The 15,867-nt window shown below is 57.3% G+C and carries 12 protein-coding genes and 7 pseudogenes; 12 read left to right on the top strand and 7 right to left on the bottom strand.

The window, feature by feature from the left end:
- Window positions 1-18 precede the first annotated feature (18 nt).
- Window positions 19-776, top strand: a pseudogene (locus P0D84_RS43130) (IS6 family transposase).
- Between the two features lie 61 nt (window positions 777-837).
- On the opposite strand, the pseudogene P0D84_RS43125 reads toward P0D84_RS43130, so the two are convergent.
- Window positions 838-927, bottom strand: a pseudogene (locus P0D84_RS43125) (LysR family transcriptional regulator); the annotation flags it as partial.
- A 553-nt stretch (window positions 928-1,480) separates the two neighbouring features.
- Between P0D84_RS43125 and P0D84_RS43120 the strand changes: the two are divergent.
- From P0D84_RS43120 to P0D84_RS43100, 5 genes are all read left to right on the top strand, one after another.
- Window positions 1,481-2,200, top strand: a complete 720-nt coding sequence (locus P0D84_RS43120; RefSeq protein ID WP_408348894.1) for an IS6 family transposase — start codon at window positions 1,481-1,483, stop codon at window positions 2,198-2,200.
- 46 nt (window positions 2,201-2,246) lie between these two features.
- Window positions 2,247-2,930, top strand: coding sequence for an amino acid ABC transporter permease (locus tag P0D84_RS43115; protein WP_408348891.1), 684 nt, complete (start codon window positions 2,247-2,249; stop codon window positions 2,928-2,930).
- Window positions 2,931-2,936: 6 nt separating this feature from the next.
- Window positions 2,937-3,584 (top strand): amino acid ABC transporter permease, encoded by a 648-nt coding sequence (locus P0D84_RS43110; RefSeq protein WP_408348888.1) that lies wholly within the window; start codon window positions 2,937-2,939, stop codon window positions 3,582-3,584.
- A 29-nt stretch (window positions 3,585-3,613) separates the two neighbouring features.
- On the top strand, window positions 3,614-4,342 hold the full coding sequence (locus P0D84_RS43105) for an amino acid ABC transporter ATP-binding protein (protein ID WP_408348885.1): 729 nt from the start codon (window positions 3,614-3,616) through the stop codon (window positions 4,340-4,342).
- A 124-nt stretch (window positions 4,343-4,466) separates the two neighbouring features.
- A complete protein-coding gene (locus P0D84_RS43100) occupies window positions 4,467-5,279 on the top strand; it encodes a transporter substrate-binding domain-containing protein (RefSeq protein WP_408348882.1) in 813 nt (270 codons plus the stop codon).
- Between the two features lie 126 nt (window positions 5,280-5,405).
- Here P0D84_RS43100 and P0D84_RS43095 read toward each other — a convergent pair whose 3' ends face one another.
- Entirely contained in the window at window positions 5,406-5,630 is a 225-nt protein-coding gene (locus tag P0D84_RS43095; RefSeq protein ID WP_408348879.1) for a hypothetical protein, read from the bottom strand.
- A 442-nt stretch (window positions 5,631-6,072) separates the two neighbouring features.
- Here P0D84_RS43095 and P0D84_RS43090 point away from each other — a divergent pair.
- Window positions 6,073-6,180: pseudogene (locus P0D84_RS43090) on the top strand (IS6 family transposase); the annotation flags it as partial.
- A 278-nt stretch (window positions 6,181-6,458) separates the two neighbouring features.
- On the opposite strand, the gene P0D84_RS43085 reads toward P0D84_RS43090, so the two are convergent.
- Window positions 6,459-7,385, bottom strand: a complete 927-nt coding sequence (locus P0D84_RS43085; RefSeq protein WP_408348876.1) for a glutamate cyclase domain-containing protein — start codon at window positions 7,383-7,385, stop codon at window positions 6,459-6,461.
- A gap of 607 nt (window positions 7,386-7,992) precedes the next feature.
- Between P0D84_RS43085 and P0D84_RS43080 the strand changes: the two genes are divergently transcribed.
- On the top strand, window positions 7,993-9,279 hold the full coding sequence (locus tag P0D84_RS43080; RefSeq protein ID WP_408348873.1) for an amidase: 1,287 nt from the start codon (window positions 7,993-7,995) through the stop codon (window positions 9,277-9,279).
- A gap of 92 nt (window positions 9,280-9,371) precedes the next feature.
- On the opposite strand, the pseudogene P0D84_RS49130 reads toward P0D84_RS43080, so the two are convergent.
- Window positions 9,372-9,464, bottom strand: a pseudogene (locus tag P0D84_RS49130) (IS6 family transposase); the annotation flags it as partial.
- 118 nt (window positions 9,465-9,582) lie between these two features.
- Between P0D84_RS49130 and P0D84_RS43075 the strand changes: the two are divergent.
- On the top strand, window positions 9,583-10,734 hold the full coding sequence (locus P0D84_RS43075; protein ID WP_408348870.1) for a porin: 1,152 nt from the start codon (window positions 9,583-9,585) through the stop codon (window positions 10,732-10,734).
- Window positions 10,735-11,064: 330 nt separating this feature from the next.
- On the top strand, window positions 11,065-12,288 hold the full coding sequence (locus P0D84_RS43070; RefSeq protein ID WP_408348867.1) for an LVIVD repeat-containing protein: 1,224 nt from the start codon (window positions 11,065-11,067) through the stop codon (window positions 12,286-12,288).
- A gap of 368 nt (window positions 12,289-12,656) precedes the next feature.
- On the opposite strand, the gene P0D84_RS43065 is transcribed toward P0D84_RS43070, so the two are convergent.
- Entirely contained in the window at window positions 12,657-13,415 is a 759-nt protein-coding gene (locus tag P0D84_RS43065; protein ID WP_408348865.1) for a hypothetical protein, read from the bottom strand.
- A 20-nt stretch (window positions 13,416-13,435) separates the two neighbouring features.
- Between P0D84_RS43065 and P0D84_RS43060 the strand changes: the two genes are divergently transcribed.
- Complete coding sequence (locus tag P0D84_RS43060) at window positions 13,436-14,158, top strand: IS6 family transposase (protein ID WP_408348862.1); 723 nt, start codon at window positions 13,436-13,438, stop codon at window positions 14,156-14,158.
- A gap of 45 nt (window positions 14,159-14,203) precedes the next feature.
- Here P0D84_RS43060 and P0D84_RS43055 read toward each other — a convergent pair.
- Window positions 14,204-14,680 (bottom strand): annotated as a pseudogene (locus P0D84_RS43055) (IS6 family transposase); the annotation flags it as partial.
- 182 nt (window positions 14,681-14,862) lie between these two features.
- Here P0D84_RS43055 and P0D84_RS43050 point away from each other — a divergent pair.
- Window positions 14,863-15,435: pseudogene (locus P0D84_RS43050) on the top strand (IS6 family transposase); the annotation flags it as partial.
- A gap of 65 nt (window positions 15,436-15,500) precedes the next feature.
- Here the strand turns inward: P0D84_RS43050 and P0D84_RS43045 are convergent.
- Window positions 15,501-15,629 (bottom strand): annotated as a pseudogene (locus P0D84_RS43045) (IS3 family transposase); the annotation flags it as partial.
- Window positions 15,630-15,867: the final 238 nt, after the last annotated feature.

Genomic DNA, 15,867 nt, shown 5'->3' with positions numbered 1-15,867 from the left:
GCAGCGACAATTGTGGGTATGAAACGAACTGCTCTCCAACACAGCGCACCTGCCAACGATGCTATCTCCTATGCCGGCTACCGATTTCCGCCCGACGTGATCAGTTATGCGGTATGGCTGTACTACCGTTTTCCGTTGAGCCTGCGTATGGTTGAGGAGTTGCTGGCAGCTCGCGGCATTGACCTTACCTACGAAACGGTGCGCCGCTGGTCGGTGAAGTTCGGCCTGGGTATCGCCCGGCGCATCCGCTCTACCGCGCTGGCCCGAGGCGATAAGTGGCACCTCGATGAGGTGGTCGTGACGAGCAACGGCAAGAAGCACTGGCTGTGGCGCGCGGTAGACCAGTACGGTGCGGTGCGGCGCTCAACGTACTGGTGCACAGCCGCCGCGACAGGCACGCGGCCAGCCGGCTCATGCACAAGCTGCTCAGGAAGCATGGTCGCGCTCCCCGTGTGTTGATCACCGACAAGCTCAAGAGTGACGCCGCGGCAAACAGGGACCTTGGGCTGAACGTGGAACACCGGCAGCACAAAGGACTGAACAACCGGGCGGAGAACTCGCACCAGCCAACGCGGGTGCGCGAGAAGGTGATGCGCCGCTTCAAATCAGCGCGCCACCTGCAGCGATTCACGTCGGTCCACGACCAGGTGGCAAACCTGTTCATGCACTGCCGCTACAACGCGAACGCACAAGACAAGCGGCAGGCGCGCACGCAGGCTTTTGAAGCGTGGGAAACCGTGACCGGCAACTCAATGCTGGATCGCCTTTCCGCATAAATCAGGAATACTGATGTTCCACGTCTTCGCTCGCTCGGCCATCAACAATGTGACAGTACCGTTGGGTCATGTGCAGGCGCTGGGCTGCTCGCCGGAAGTGCATTTCCTCGGCAACCGCCACGAATTGCCGCAACTGGCGCAGTTGTATCATTGATACATCCCGTGAATCAAAGTTAACTCTAAAATATATTAGACCCGCATATTTTGGCCAACAATACTTCGCCGCAAGTTGTGTGGCAAGACCGGCGGGCGCGTGAGACAGATCTCCAGGCGATTGCATCCAAGTGGTCGGCCATCGCACCAGCCAAACTGGGATCGACGCATGGGAATCAACAGTCCCACGAAGCCGCCGTGAGGTGACGTTCCCCGCGATGGCAAGCCACTCAGCAGAGGCTGCGAACCCTATGGACCTATTATCATTATTTATACCTTATTACTGCGCTTTTTCTTTAATGGACATCTCCAATGACGCGCGCTAATCCGAACTCGCTTGGCGCGTGGGAAGCTGGTGTGCTTATCGAACGGGGGAAACCGCGTCCCGACTTGATACCTGCGTGCCTGAACCGGATAGCCGAACGTGACGGCGATGTCCACGCGTTCGTCAACGTGGATCCAGACGATGCGATGCGTCGAGCCCGCAGGTTTCGTCGCGTTACAGTGGGAAATGTAGTATTCGAGGCTGACAAATATGCTTTGGCTGGCCGATGAAGACTCTAACGCCGCGAAAGACGCTTGCTGGCGGCATCGCGCGGGTGCTAAAACGCCTTCACTATCCGCTCGATGTAATGTTGCTGTACGTGCGGTGGTACGTCGCGTACTCACTGAGCTTGCGTAATCTCGGAGAAATGATTGCCGAGCCCGGTATTGAGGTTGATCATTCGACGGTGCATCGTCGGGTGATCAAGTTGGTGCCGCTGTTCGAGAAGACGTTTGGTAAGCGCAAGCTGCCGGTAGGCAAGAGTTGGCGGATGGACGAAACGTATATCAAAGTCAAAGGCCAGTGGAAGTATTTCTACCGGGCAGTGGACAAGGCGGTTAAAACCATTGATTTCCTGCTCAGAGCCAAGCGCGACAAGGTGGCAGCGCAGTGCTTCTTCGAAGAGTCGATCGCTCAGAAAGGTGCGCCCGAGAGGGTGACCATCGACAAAAGCGACTCCAATCTGGCCGCGTTGCAAGCGGTAAATGCCGAGCGCGAAATGCCCATCCAGATCCGTCAGGTCGAGTACCTAAACGACGTGGTCGAGCAGGACCGTCGGGCTATCAAACGCATCACCCCGCCGATGCCGGGGTTCAAGGATTTCTCCTGTGTGCGCGTCATTCTGAGTGGGATTGAATTAATGCACATGATCAAGAAAGGGCAGGTGAAATGTCGGGGCGAGACGCCGTTATCTCTCCCACAGCAGTTCTACTCGCTCGTTTCATAAGCAAGATTTAGCGACGCGCGGTTTTCCAATCGACGATTTTGCTTTTATGACCTACAACTTCGACTTCAGCTTCCTTTCGCAGTATTGGCCCGATTTGCTGCGCGGAGCGTGGCTCACATTGCGCATGACGGTGCTCTCGATCATCCCCGGCTTTGTTGCTGGAACATTATGTGCGCTGGCGCGCATCTATGGCCGCCCGTGGCTGGTCCGGTCTGTCGGGACGTATATCGAAGTAATCCGCAACACACCGTTGGTGATCCAGGTGTTCTGGTTGTTCTTCGGCCTTTCAGCGCTTCACTTACCGATTCCGGCGTTGGCCGCCGCTGTGATTGCGCTCGCGATCAATGTTAGCGCCTATGCCGCCGAGATAATGCGCGCCGGATTCGAAGCTATCCCGACAGGTCAACTGGAGGCGGCGTCCTGCCTGGCTTTAACAAAGCAGCAGACGATCTGGTACGTCGAGCTTCCGCAAGCTGTGGAGCGGGTTTATCCGGCCCTGGTTAGCCAGTTCATCCTGATGATGCTCGCGACCTCGATCATGTCGCAGATCTCGGCCGATGAGTTGACCGGTGTCGCCGATGTCATTCAGTCCTTCACATACCGCGGCTTCGAAGCTTACCTGGTCGTTGCCGTCATTTACCTGGTTCTCGTTTCGGCGCTACGCCTATTCCTGCTCGCTGGCGCCTCGATCTTATTTCCGCGGCTCCGCGTCATGAACCATCAGCGTTGAGGACTTATGTTCTTTCATTTATCGGCGAGCCAGATCGGCTACATCCTCGAAGGGACCGGGTGGTCAATCCTCTTGTCGGTGATTGGGACAGTCGGTGGCTTTATCGTTGGCCTGCCCATCGCGCTGGCACGGGTTTCCAAACGTCGGTGGGTCAGGTCGGTCTCAGGCATCTATGTGCAGTTCAACCAGGGCATTCCGCTTCCGGTGACCATGTTCATGGTCTATTTCGGTATCAGCATCTTTGGCGTGAACGTCTCGACGGTTCTCGCGGCTTCGTCGGCGCTGGTCATCAACGCATCGGCCTATCTTGGCGAAATGTGGAAGGGCTCGATTAATTCGGTACCGTTGACGCAATCAGAAGCGGCGGAGTCGCTGGCATTGACCTATGTTCAGCGCATGATCTACGTGATCTTGCCACAGGCAGTGACAATTGCGATCCCACCTACCGTCGGCTTCGTTGTCGGCCTCATCAAGAATACGTCATATGCCGTCGTCATCGGCATGGCCGAACTGACTTATTCGACACGGGTGGTGAATAACACGACGTTCGAGCCATTTGTGATCTTCACTTTGGCGGCAGCCATTTATTTCCTGATGTGCTATCCGCTATCAAGACTTAGCCTGAGACTCGAGCGCGCGATGAGAAAAGTTTGAGTTCGGCCCCAAATCGGAGGGATGCTGCGGTGGAATCAATGGTGAGGTTTGAAGGCGTTCGCAAGCAATACGGCGCAACGGAAGTGCTGAAGGGCGTATCCTTTGAAGTGGGAAGAGGCGATGTGGTGGCCTTGATCGGCCGGTCCGGGTCGGGCAAGAGCACCGCGCTACGCTGTATCAATGGCCTCGAGAAAGTCAATCAGGGCGCGTTATACGTGTGCGGCCGCTCGCTGCATGAGCCGACGATGGACCTCCGCGGTTTGCGTCGGGATGTCGGGATCGTGTTTCAGAGTTACAACCTGTTCCCGCATCTCACGGTCCTGCAAAACATCACTCTGGCGCCGCGCAAAGCCAGACGCATGTCGAAGAGCGATGCGGACGAATTGGCTGCCCGCGTGCTGGATCAGGTCGGGCTCTCGGACAAAGCTAACGCTTATCCGCAACAGCTTTCTGGCGGCCAGCAGCAGCGGGTCGCGATCGCGCGCTCGCTGGCGATGGAGCCCAAGGTGATGCTGTTCGATGAAGTGACCTCGGCCCTTGATCCCGAGTTGACTGCCGAAGTGTTGCGCGTGATTGAAAAACTGGCTGCTGACGGCATGACCATGGTTCTCGTCACGCACGAAATGGCTTTCGCCAAATCGGTCGCCAGGCAATTGATTTTTATGAGCAACGGCGTGGTCTGTGAGGCAGGCAGCGCAGACATATTGAGCCATCCTCAAACGCCTGAGCTGAGGCAGTTCATTGGCAGCGGTCTGTGATCGCCGCAAGACGTGTGATCGGTGGAACCCGGTACCGTGGCCGCTTGATCCATTGCTCGACTTAAAGCTTGATCCTCTATTTTAATTAATGTCGGTTCACTGTCATCCATCGAGGATTAGAAAAATGAAGCTTCATAAAGCAGTTCTGGGCTTAGCCCTCACAATGTCGCTGGCATTGAACCTGAATTCGGCAAAGGCGGACGCCCTCAAGGACATCAAAGACCGGGGAAGCATCACCGTAGGCGTCGACTTCACCCACCCGCCCTATGGCATGTTGAACAAGGAATCGCAGAGGATCGGAACAGATTTCGAGATCGCGACATTGATCGCCCATGATCTCGGCGTGAAATTAAATATAGTGTCGTTGACAGGCCCGAATCGAATTTCGTTCCTGCTGACGAACAAGGTCGATATCGTGATCGCTTCCGTTGCCGTGACCCCGGATCGCGAAAAAATCATCGACCTTACGCGCCCGTACGCGAACCAACCGACGCTGCTGGTCGCGCCAGGGAAAGAAAACCTTAAGAGTATCCAGGACCTCAAGGGGAAAACGGTCGCCGTTGAGCGTGGTTCCACAGCTGATCTCAATTTGACGGCACAGGTCAAGGACAATAAAGTCCCGGACGTTCAGATCGTTCGTTATTTAGACGAGGCCACGACGCGCACCGCTGTGCTGTCCGGCCAGCAGTCACTCGCCGCAGCGGCACTCGCGGATGCGCTAACCATCAAGCAATCTAGTCCGGCGATGAATTATGAGTACAAGTTCGAGTTGAGCGACGATCGGCTCGCCATTGCCTTGCGCAAAGGCAACCCTGAGCTCAAAGCCTGGCTCAACAACTGGATTGGAAAGAACCTTAAGGATGGAACGCTGAATGCTATCTGGACCAAATATTTTGGCGTGTCGATACCAAAATCGCTGATAGACGCCGCAGCCTGATGACCTCTGCGCACCCGTTCCTGAGCGAATCAACGACTTGAATTTAAATCGAGCCGGCACCGAACGCGGCTTTCAACCTGCTGGTCCGTAACCGTCCGTATCACGGCCGTTCTTGACGCGGCGTCCCTAGCCGGTAAACGGCGAGGCCGCCAGATCGGCCCGGATGGCATTCAGAAGGTCGGCGTCGGGCAATTTTGGTTTCGGGCCGCGCCGCTGTGCCTCGAGTGGCACCACGTTGCTCGACTCGCGCGCACGACCGGCATAGATCGTAGAACGCGGAAATCCGAGCACCCGACAGACCCGCTCCACTCGATAAGGCTTGCCGGTGCCAGCGGAGATCGTTCGGCTCATTTCGACGACCTCCGGTTGACCAAAGGGTGTCGGGCCTGCCGTTCCTTGCGAAGCAGCTCGTTTTCAAATAACCAGCATTGCCAATGCGCCGGGTTGCCTCGCCAAGCCTTTCCTCCAGCGGATCGTTCTCGCGCTCCTTGAGGCCGGCATCCATACTGGCCAGCGCACGGTCACGCCATTCTTCGTGCCGGTGTATCGGCACCGACACCTCGCGCGAAATGGCATCTGCCGGCTCGCCGTGCAACAGGCGCAGGACGACTTCTTTCTTTCGGTTGGCCGACCATCGTTTCGCTTCGACGGCCGCACCGGGGGCGCTTCTAGTCGCGCTCCGCGCTCCTTCCATCGCCCCGGGCCCAACCCCTGCGACATTCGACTTATTCAGCATGTTCAACTCCGTTTCGAGGCACAGGTTTTAGCCCAAATTCGTGTCCAGAAAAATCAGAGGCGATTCAGAGAAATGATGGCCGAGCGCGGTATTGAGGTTGATCATTCGACCGTGCATCGTCGGGTGATCAACTTGGTACCGCTGCTCGAGAAGACGTTTCGTAAGCAACCCTCCGATATCACCGTTGCTTGACCCGCTGACCTTACTGCGACGGAACCAAGCAGACCCGTCCGGAGGGATGCACCATGAAACTGCCCGAACGTCCGGGGCCGCCATCACTCCCATCGACAGCGCACCTAGGCCTGCAACAGCGGCATCCATGGTATCGCGAGGATAAAAGTCCCCGACCCGGCATATCAGCAAATAGCCGATCACGATGTTGAACGCTCCCCACAGCACGTTGATGGTCGCGGACGACAGTCCCTGCCCCGCTGGCTTGCGTATCAGGCAGGCTCGTCAAGCGCCGCAGCAATTTGCTCGATGATTCGAATATGATCTTCGAGGGGCAACCGATCGATCGTCATCTGTAATTGACCAAGCCGATCGGTTCGGCTGTCGTCGATCGCCTGCCCCAATTCGACCGCCGACTTCAGTATCGCGCGTTCCATTGCGCCATTGAAATGTGTCAACAGTCGCGCTGCCAGGTCCGGGCGCAGCGAGGCGATTGCGCCGAGTAGCGCATATGCTCCCCAATTGGCAACACCGGAGACGATCAGAAAGTCGGCTGGCGTGGTAGCAGCAATCAACTTGCCATTCGGGACATCCGATTCGACGAGCTCCTTCGGCAACACGCCCATACCGATTTCGTTGCAGCCGTCGCCGATGCCGATTGTTTTCCAGCCAGGCGTCCAGCCATCGTCCTGGAATAGGTACTCCATCGGTGCGGTGTCGTTCGATATATCCCAACCGTGCTCGCGATGGGGCTTGCCATCGGCGCCGAACGAGCATCGCTCGATTGCGATCAGATGGGTCAGCGGCCGGTCCGCGGCTTCGAGCTGACTACGGAGCCGGCGTACCGCGACCGCGCTGACGGCGACGACCTGAAGGTCGACCTCGCCAGGCAGCACCTCGATAACTGCCCATGCCGCTTTCGCACATGGCGCATCGGTGATTACCGTCACCGGAATGCCGGCCTCGGCTAGACCCGCCGCGAGCTGACCCATCCCATTGAGACCGTCGGTTTCCGGTGACGGCGGCTCACCATGTCGAACGAAAAAGCCGCAGACGATGCCAACGTGCGGTGCCGGATGCTCAGCGATCGATTGCGCCGCGAGCGCCAGATTACCGCGCGCGAACGCCACCAAACGACTGATGTCGCGCCGTACGGTTTGTCCAGCGATGTGCTCGATTTGAGCGATGATCGACGACATAAGGGTCCTTAAAAAATTTAAAATATACGCGCCATGTATGGCCGTCAAGAGCAAAGTGCGACACCGGATTCAGTGAATGAAAGTTGAGAAATCCGTCTCAGAAAGGTCAGCGCATCAAGCAATGGCGATATGCGGAGGACTGCGTATGAAACGAGCGAGTAGAACTGCTGTGCACGGATAGTGAAGGCGCTTGAGCATCCGGGCGATGCCGCCGGCAAGCGTCTTTCGCGGTGTTAGAGTCTTCATCGCCCGGCCAAAGATTATTTGTCAGCCTCGAATACTACATGTCCCACCTTAACGCGACGAAATCCATTTTCTCGGCAACCGCCACAAATTGCCGTAACTGGCGCAGTTCTATCATTGATACATCCTGTGAATCAAAATTAACTCTAAAATATATTAGACCCGCAGAATTTGGCCAACAATACTTCGCCGTAAGTTGTGTGGCAAGACCGCCGGGTGCGTGAGAGAGGTCCACGAAGCCGCAGAGAGGGGACGTTCCCCCGCGATGCCAAGCCACGCCGGCAGGCGTCGCGAACCGTATATAAACCTATTATCCTTATGTAGACCTTATTATGGCGTTTTTTTCTTTAAATGGACATCTCCAATGACGCGCTCTAATCCGAACGCGCTTGGCGCGTGGGAAGCGGCTGCGCTTATCGAACGGGGGGATCTGCGTCCGTCCGACTTGATGCGTGCGTGCCTGGACCGGATAGCCGAACGTGACGGCGATGTCCACGCCTTCGTCAACGTGGATCCGGACGATGCGATGCGTCGAGCCCGCATTCTCGACACGGCGCCGCGCAAAGGACTATTGCACGGACTGCCCCTCGGCGTGAAAGACCTGATGGACACTGCGGATTTCCCGACCGAATACGGATCGCAACTCTACAAGGAACATCGCCCCCCCTCTGACGCGGCTGTTGTCGCCCTCTGCCGGCGTGAGGGTGCGGTAGTGGCAGGCAAAACAGTGACAACCGAATTCGCTTACTTCCATCCGGGTCCAACGCGCAATCCGCATAATCTCGGGCACACGCCCGGTGGCTCATCAAGTGGTTCCGCGGCAGCGGTAGCGGATCTGATGGTCCCGCTTGCATTGGGCACACAGACCGCGGGCTCCATCATCCGGCCGGCAGCTTACTGTGGCATTGTCGGGTACAAACCCACGTGGGGACGGGTACCACGAGCCGGGATAAAAAGTATCTCCGAGACACTCGATACGGTAGGTGGATTCGCCCGAACGGTGCGCGACGTCGCCCTCCTCGGTGCCGTCCTGACCGGTGACACCAGGCTGAACAGTGAGTTTCAGGCCTTAAGACCACGAATTGGTCTTTGCCCAACTTCGGAATGGGCACATGTCAGTTCCGACGTGCAACGCGCGTGGGCCGAAGCGGTCCATGTTCTGGGTCCGCAAGCAGCGCATATGTCCGACGCCGTCCTCCCTCCAGACCTGCCGGACCTTGTCGCCCTTCAGAAAGCCATTATGGCGTTCGAAATGAGCCGTGCCCTGGCCTATGAACTGTCTACGAACAAAGCGCGACTCAGTGCCGCGCTGCAAGAACTGCTCGTCAAGGGCACGGAAATAAGCGGCGCTACGCATGTCCAGAATCAACGGGCTACCGCTTCAGCACAAGCGCGTGTCGACTCTCTGTTTGACGACTTCGATGTATTGCTTGCCCCGAGCGCCGCCGGCGAAGCTCCTGCAGGGATCGACGCCACGGGCGATCCGCTTTTTTGTCGGGCATGGACTTTACTGGGGCTGCCATGCGTGCACATACCGTTCGCGCACGGGAACCAGAGCCTTCCCATCGGGCTTCAATTGATTGGCCGTTGGGGTGACGACCATAAGCTACTTGCCATCGCCGAATGGATTAGCGAACGAATTACCAAGTGAAGAATCCTGATTGATATTCTAAAACCACATGACGCTGGCAGTGCCTCACCCGAGCAAGAATAAAGATGCCGAGTGAAAGCCGTCCGGGCTACGAAGCGGCGGTACCGATGCACGCACCGGACGATGATTTCGCGGTCGAAGTGACGACCGTTGAACAACCATTCGATGTCTTTCGGCTTACTCATTGGGGGTTCGGGTTCGTCAAAATACAAGGTTTTGTCGCAATAAAGCGTGCGTTATGTTCTGAAGAGCCGACTGCAGACCGCGCGAGTCACACCAATTCACAAGAGCATCCATACATCTATGAAACGACTCCTTACCGGAGGGGCCTCGCTCGCGTTTGCCCTTCTTCCGCTTCATGCATTTGCCCAGAGCAGCGTGACACTGTATGGTGTTATCGACGAGGGTATTAACTACACGACGAATGCAAGCGGCCATTCGGCCGTCCAGATGGAAAGCGGATATGCCACAGGAAGCCGCTGGGGCCTTAAGGGAAGCGAAGACCTCGGCGGCGGCCTTAAAGCTATATTTCAGTTGGAAAACGGGTTTAACGCCGGTACGGGCGGCTTGGGACAGGGCGGTCGGCTATTTGGTCGGCAAGCTTATGTCGGACTGAGTTCAGCAACGCTCGGCGCGGTGACGATGGGTCGTCAATATGATTCGGTTGTCGACTATCTCGGCCCGGTGACGGCCAACGGAAATTGGGCAGGCTCCCTTTTCTCCCATCCATTGGACAACGACAACACCAATAACTCTTTCCGTCTGAACAACACCGTCAAGTACACGAGCGCCAACTACAGGGGGTTGACGTTCGGAGGGCTTTATGGATTCAGCAATCAGGCTGGCCAGTTCTCAAACAATCGTGCGTACGGCCTGGGAGCGCGATACGTTGGAGGCCCGCTGACGGTAGCGGCCGCGTACATGGAGATTAACAACCCAGGTTCGTCGACGAACACATTGGGTTCGTTGACCAACGATACAAACTTCACCGCAGCGCGTCAACGGGTGTGGGGCGCGGGCGTCAACTACAAAATCGGCAACCCTACTACCGTCGGTTTTGTTTATACGCATACCGACCTCTCGAACGCGATCGGCTCCGAGTACACAGGCACCTTTACCACCCCGGCAAGCTCGCTTAAATTCGATAATTTCGAACTAAACGTCAAACAGCAGATTACGCCGGGTGTTTTTGTTGGCGCTTTATACGACTACACGCGCGTACATGTTACCAACACGGCGGGCAAATCGACACCAAACTGGAACGAAGTCGGCCTGATGGCGGATTACGCGTTCTCGGCGCGCACCGATGTATACGTTCAAGGCATGTACGCACACGTCTCGGGTGGTGGGGCAGGTGCTGGGGTTTTGAACATGGCGACTCTCGTGGGGGCGACCGCGTCGTCTACAACTGCAAATCAGCTTCTTGTCCGAGTCGCGCTTCGAGCCAGATTCTGAGTGTCTTGACGGCGCGTGACTGTCGATGCCGGGCGGCCGCTTAAAAATGTCAGCAGTCTCGCGGGTTCCGTCGCAGTACGGTCAGCGGGTAAAGCAGTTATGCTATGAGTAGGGTTACTTATGAAATGAGCGGGTAGAACTACTGTACGGACGACAACGGAGTCTCGCTACGACATTTCATGTGACGGATACGTTATGTCGGATTGAGATGAGGTAGTGCGGACATCGACAAACAGCGGCATTCGCTGAATGTCGATGGGGATCTAGTCGCTCGGGTATTCGGCGCCTGCATGCGGCGCGGTCGCAGTGAACAAATGAAAGGACGATCACATGACACAACTTAGTATGGGTTCAGGCCATCGGATACGGCACCTCGGCCATTGCGATATGGGTGGGCGGCCGGATGGCACGCAGGTAATCGTTCATAAGAAATACGCTTATGTTGGTCATGCTTTCAATGAGGGCGTAGCAATTATCGACGTTGCCGATCCGACGAAGCCGACTGCCGTGGGCTTCATTGGCGCCCCACCGAACACCCGGGCCAGCCATATCCAGGTGCACGGCGACCTGTTGCTCGTCGTCAATGCGGCGAATGTATGGAAGCTGCAACAGTACGGTCAACGGGAAGATTATTTTGGCAAACCGCTCGCGGATTCCTTTCGGCGTACCGACTTCCCGTTCAGCGCCGGCGTGCGCGTCTATGATATCTCGCGACCGACTGCCCCGCGGGAGATAGCCTTCCTGCCGATTGACGGCATCGGTGCCCACCGGCTGTGGTACGTCGGCGGTCGCTACGCAACTGTTTCAGCGCACTTTGACGGCTTTACCGATACGATACTTGCCGTCCTTGATCTGGCGAATCCCGAGCGTCCAGAAATCGTCAGCCGCTGCTGGCTGCCTGGAATGAATCGCGCAGAAGGCGAGACGCCGACGTGGAGCGCGGGGCAACGATTCGCTTGCCACCACGCCATCGTGCATGGAAATCTGGCCTATGGCACCTGGCGCGACGGAGGGTTCACGATTCACGACATCGCCGACCCGGCCAGGCCCCGGTTGCTTTCCTACCGCGAAGGAAAGGGGCACACACATACTGCCCTACCCATCCCCGGCCGAGGTCTTGCCTTTGTATGCGACGAAGCCACCACGACCTTTTGTGCAAATGGCCTCGCTCATATCAGGAGCTTCGATGTCTCGAGGCCGGAAAACCCGATCGAGCTCGGACTGTTCCCGGTTCCATCGGAGGAGAATTTCTGCAAGAAAGGCGGCGGCTTCGGACCGCATAATTTTCATGAAAATCGCCCCGATAGCTTTCAGAGCGAGACGCTGCTCTTTGCGACTTACCACAACGCTGGCGTCCGGGTGTACGACACCAGTGACGCTACTGCGCCGAAAGAAATCGCGTATTTCGTGCCGCGGCCGCCGGAACGCATTGTCGATATCCGTCCGGGCGCGAGCGCCGTAACTCAGTCCACCGATGTCTACGTCGACAAAAATGGAATCATGTACGTGACGGATCCCAATGCCGGCCTGAACATTCTTCAATACGAGGGTTGACGCGCGGATTGCGGTGTGCTCGTTTGAGTGACGCACCGACACACTTCGCCGGCTTTTAGGCGCAAGTAATACTCGCGCAGGTCACGCACCGTGAGCGCGGACATGGGCTGTTGAAGTTCGTTAATTCGGTTTTGTCGGGTAGCTGGGCGCGGTTACCCGCGTCCAGCCCCCTCAGAACCGTGCAGGGGTCTTTGTGAACGGCTGTGCGAAACCGACACCAAACGGCGGCGTCGATCAGAGATACGGAATGGTCGGCGTGGTTCAAATTCCGTGTTTTTTGCGGTACACAGACGAGCTGACCCGTCCTGCGTTTTTAGGCAGGATCAGTATGGAATGCGAATCACGTTAAGGTCTGTGACCTCAGGCGATCAACTTTGCCGGGGCTGAAGCGGACCGAGTCCGAGTAGCGTCAGCCAGTGCGGATGATCTTCTCCCGTCATCGCTTCACGCGGGCTTTTGCCGAGCCGCTTGCCGCACCGGATGCGCATGAAGCGGCGGTGATTGAAGAAGAACTGCAGTAGGCCCAGCCAGGCCTTGCCACCGTTGAGATGGCGCCGCAGCGTCAGGCAGTTGCGCAGCCGCGAGTTGAGGTTTTCAACCAGCGAACTGCTGCGCGGCGTGCTGCCCAGTGCGGGCGAGACCGCAGCCCAGACCCCATAGAACTTATGGCCCATGGCGGCATGCAGCCGGTTCCAGCCTTGCGAGAAGGCGCCCGAGGTGTCGGGCTTGCGATGCAGCAGACAGGTCTCGCGGACCAGATAGTCCGGTACCGCCGCCGCGCGCGCGATGGCGGCCAGCTTGTCATCGAGCACGCCGGCGAAGGCGAGCAGGCCGTCGCGCTGGTTCTGCAGGGCAACGCGCATCGTGCCGATGCGTGATGGATCTTCAGGCTCACGTTGATGAAGTTCATCGGCGACAAAGTCGAAAAGATGATGACGGGTTGCGAGATCAGAGCCGGCCAGTGCCACGACGTCGCGCTCCAGCCACCGGGCAAGCGTCCGAAGGTCCTCAGCGAGCTGATGCGCCCGTGCATCGAGGGAACGCAGTTCGGCAAGCCGGGCGGTGAGCAGGCTGTCCCGACAGGGTTCTGTCGCAATAACGATGTCGCGGTAAAGTTCGGGCTGCACTAACTTTGCTTCGGCCCACGATGAAGAAGATCGCGACACCACGAACGACCCTTGCTGCAGGCATTGCCAAGATTTTGAAGCGGCTTCATTATCCGCTGGATGTAATGCTGCTGTGCGTGCGGTGGTATGTAGCCTACTCCCTAAGTCTGCGCAATCTTGAGGAGATGATGGCTGAGCGCGCCATCGGCGTCGATCATTCGACGGTGCATCGGTGGGTCATCAAGTTGGTGCCGTTGTTCGAAAAGACGTTTCGCAAGCACAAACGCCCCGTGGGCAAGAGCTGGCGCATGGATGAAACCTATATCAAGGTCAAAGGCTCGTGGAAATACCTGTATCGCGCCGTGGACAAGGCGGGTAACACCATCGACTTTTTGTTCAGAGCCAAGCGGGACAAGGCCGCCGCGCGCCGCTTCTTCGATAAAGCCATCGCTCAGAACGGCGCACCCGAGACGGTGACCATCGACAAAAGCGGTTCCAATCTGGCGGCGCTTCATGCGGTGAATGCCGAGCGCGAGACGCCCCTCAAGCTTCGGCAGGTCAAGTATTTGAACAACGTGGTGGAGCAGGACCATCGGGCCATCAAACGTCGCACCAGACCGATGCTCGGGTTCAAGGACTTTGACTGCGCGCGTGTCATTCTGAGCGGCATCGAAGTCATGCACATGATCAAGAAAGGGCAGGCGAAGGACTTTGGCAAAATCTCACTGTCCGCTGCGCAGCAGTTCTACTCGCTCGTTTCATAAGCAATACATAGTAATCGCGTTTACTTGCCCATCGCGCCTTACTGCGACAAAACCGTCGGCCTTCATCTCGCGCACCGCGCGATGCGAGGCAGCATAGCCGTCGAGCGTGATCGTCTCCGGCGCTTGGCCCTGATGCTTGATGGCTTTGCCGAAAAAGCCTTTTGCCGCGGCCACGTCGCGCTTTGCGCGGAGCATGAAGTCCACTGTCTGGCCGGCCCGGTCCACCGCCCGGTACAGATAGACCCACCTGCCACGGATTTTAAGATACGTTTCGTCAACACGCCATGACCGCCCTGCGGGCGTGCCAAAACGGTTCCAGCGCTTGACGAACTCCGGTGTAAAGCGCTTCACCCAGCGCAGAATCGTGGTGTGCGCCAGCGACAAACCCCGCTCGGCCATCATCTCCACCAGATCACGCAGGCTAAGCTTGTAACGAAGATACCAGCGCACGCACAGAATGATGATCTCTCGATCGAAATGCCGTCCATCGAACAACACATCCATAGTCTTTAACTTGCTCATCGCCGGCCATCAGTTCGTTTGCTTCGACAACTCTAACCGATTTCGCCATTCCTATTTGCACCACAGCCGATGCAACTACAAGACACTACGACGGCATAAACGGCGTAGCGACGAGTGGTTGCACAAGATGAGGAAGGCATATCCGCGACAGTTTGTGCACTGGCAGTTTCTGGGGGGCAAGGTTGGATAACGGGAGCCGTGTAAATCGAGAGGTTTACGCACGGTTCTGCGAGAGGCTCGGGGTGAAATCCCCCGGGCCTACTTACCTGTTCGTGACCCTGCGCGGCGAGCCGTATCTGTTGTGGCGAGCAGTCGACGAGCATGGTGCTGAACTCGACGTGCTGGTGCAAAAGCGGCGCGACAAGGCCGCGGCAAAGCGCTTCTTCCAGAGGGTGCTGCGTTCAAACCCGGTGCCGCGCAGGATCGTTACCGACCAGCTGCGCAGCTATGCGGCGGCGAAGGCTGACATTCCCGAGCTCGCTCATGTGAAGCACGTTTTCGTCAAAGCGGCTGCACGCGTGAACAACCGTGCCGAGAACAGCCACCAGCCGACCCGCCAGCGAGAACGCCAGATGCGCGGCTTTCGCGATGCGCATTGCACGCAGGCGTTTCTCTCATGCTTCGGCCCAATCCGGCAGCACTTCGCGTTACCCAGACATCAAATGAACGCGGCGTGTCACCGCGCCGTACTCAAAGAACGCTTCGCCGCTTGGCATGGTTGGACTGTCACTACCGCAGCCGATAAAGTTATCTAATAAGGATAACTACTCTTGAGCTACACAGCTGGTCTGCGCCCGTCAACTTGACAGCGCCCAACGGGTTAAGTAGCGCCCTGATTCGGATAGTATCGCTGCGTGAATGCTGCGGGTGACACGTAGTCAAGACGAGGCTGCGTGCGTTGCCGGTTATAGAACATCTCAATGTATTCACTGATGGCTCGCCTGGCCTCACCGCCTCTTCACGGAATTCCTTCAGTGTAGACAGCTTTGGGGATTGGATTCATGTATGCCTCCATTCCTGAATTTTACGGAATGTTGGCTTCCACTTTTTCCGGCTGGCCTCAGTGACGGGGACGCCGATCGACGTGGTGACATTGCGCCGCGTTCAAAGCCACCGTCACTGAGCTGATCGGCTATATGGGACAGCTTGGCCACCCGCGCCCAGCATCTGGACTTGAAGGACGCCTG

Source organism: Paraburkholderia sp. RL17-337-BIB-A, from assembly GCF_046025895.1.
Classification (GTDB): Bacteria; Pseudomonadota; Gammaproteobacteria; order Burkholderiales; family Burkholderiaceae; genus Paraburkholderia; species Paraburkholderia fungorum_C.
This window is presented reverse-complemented; position numbering and strand designations above follow the sequence as displayed.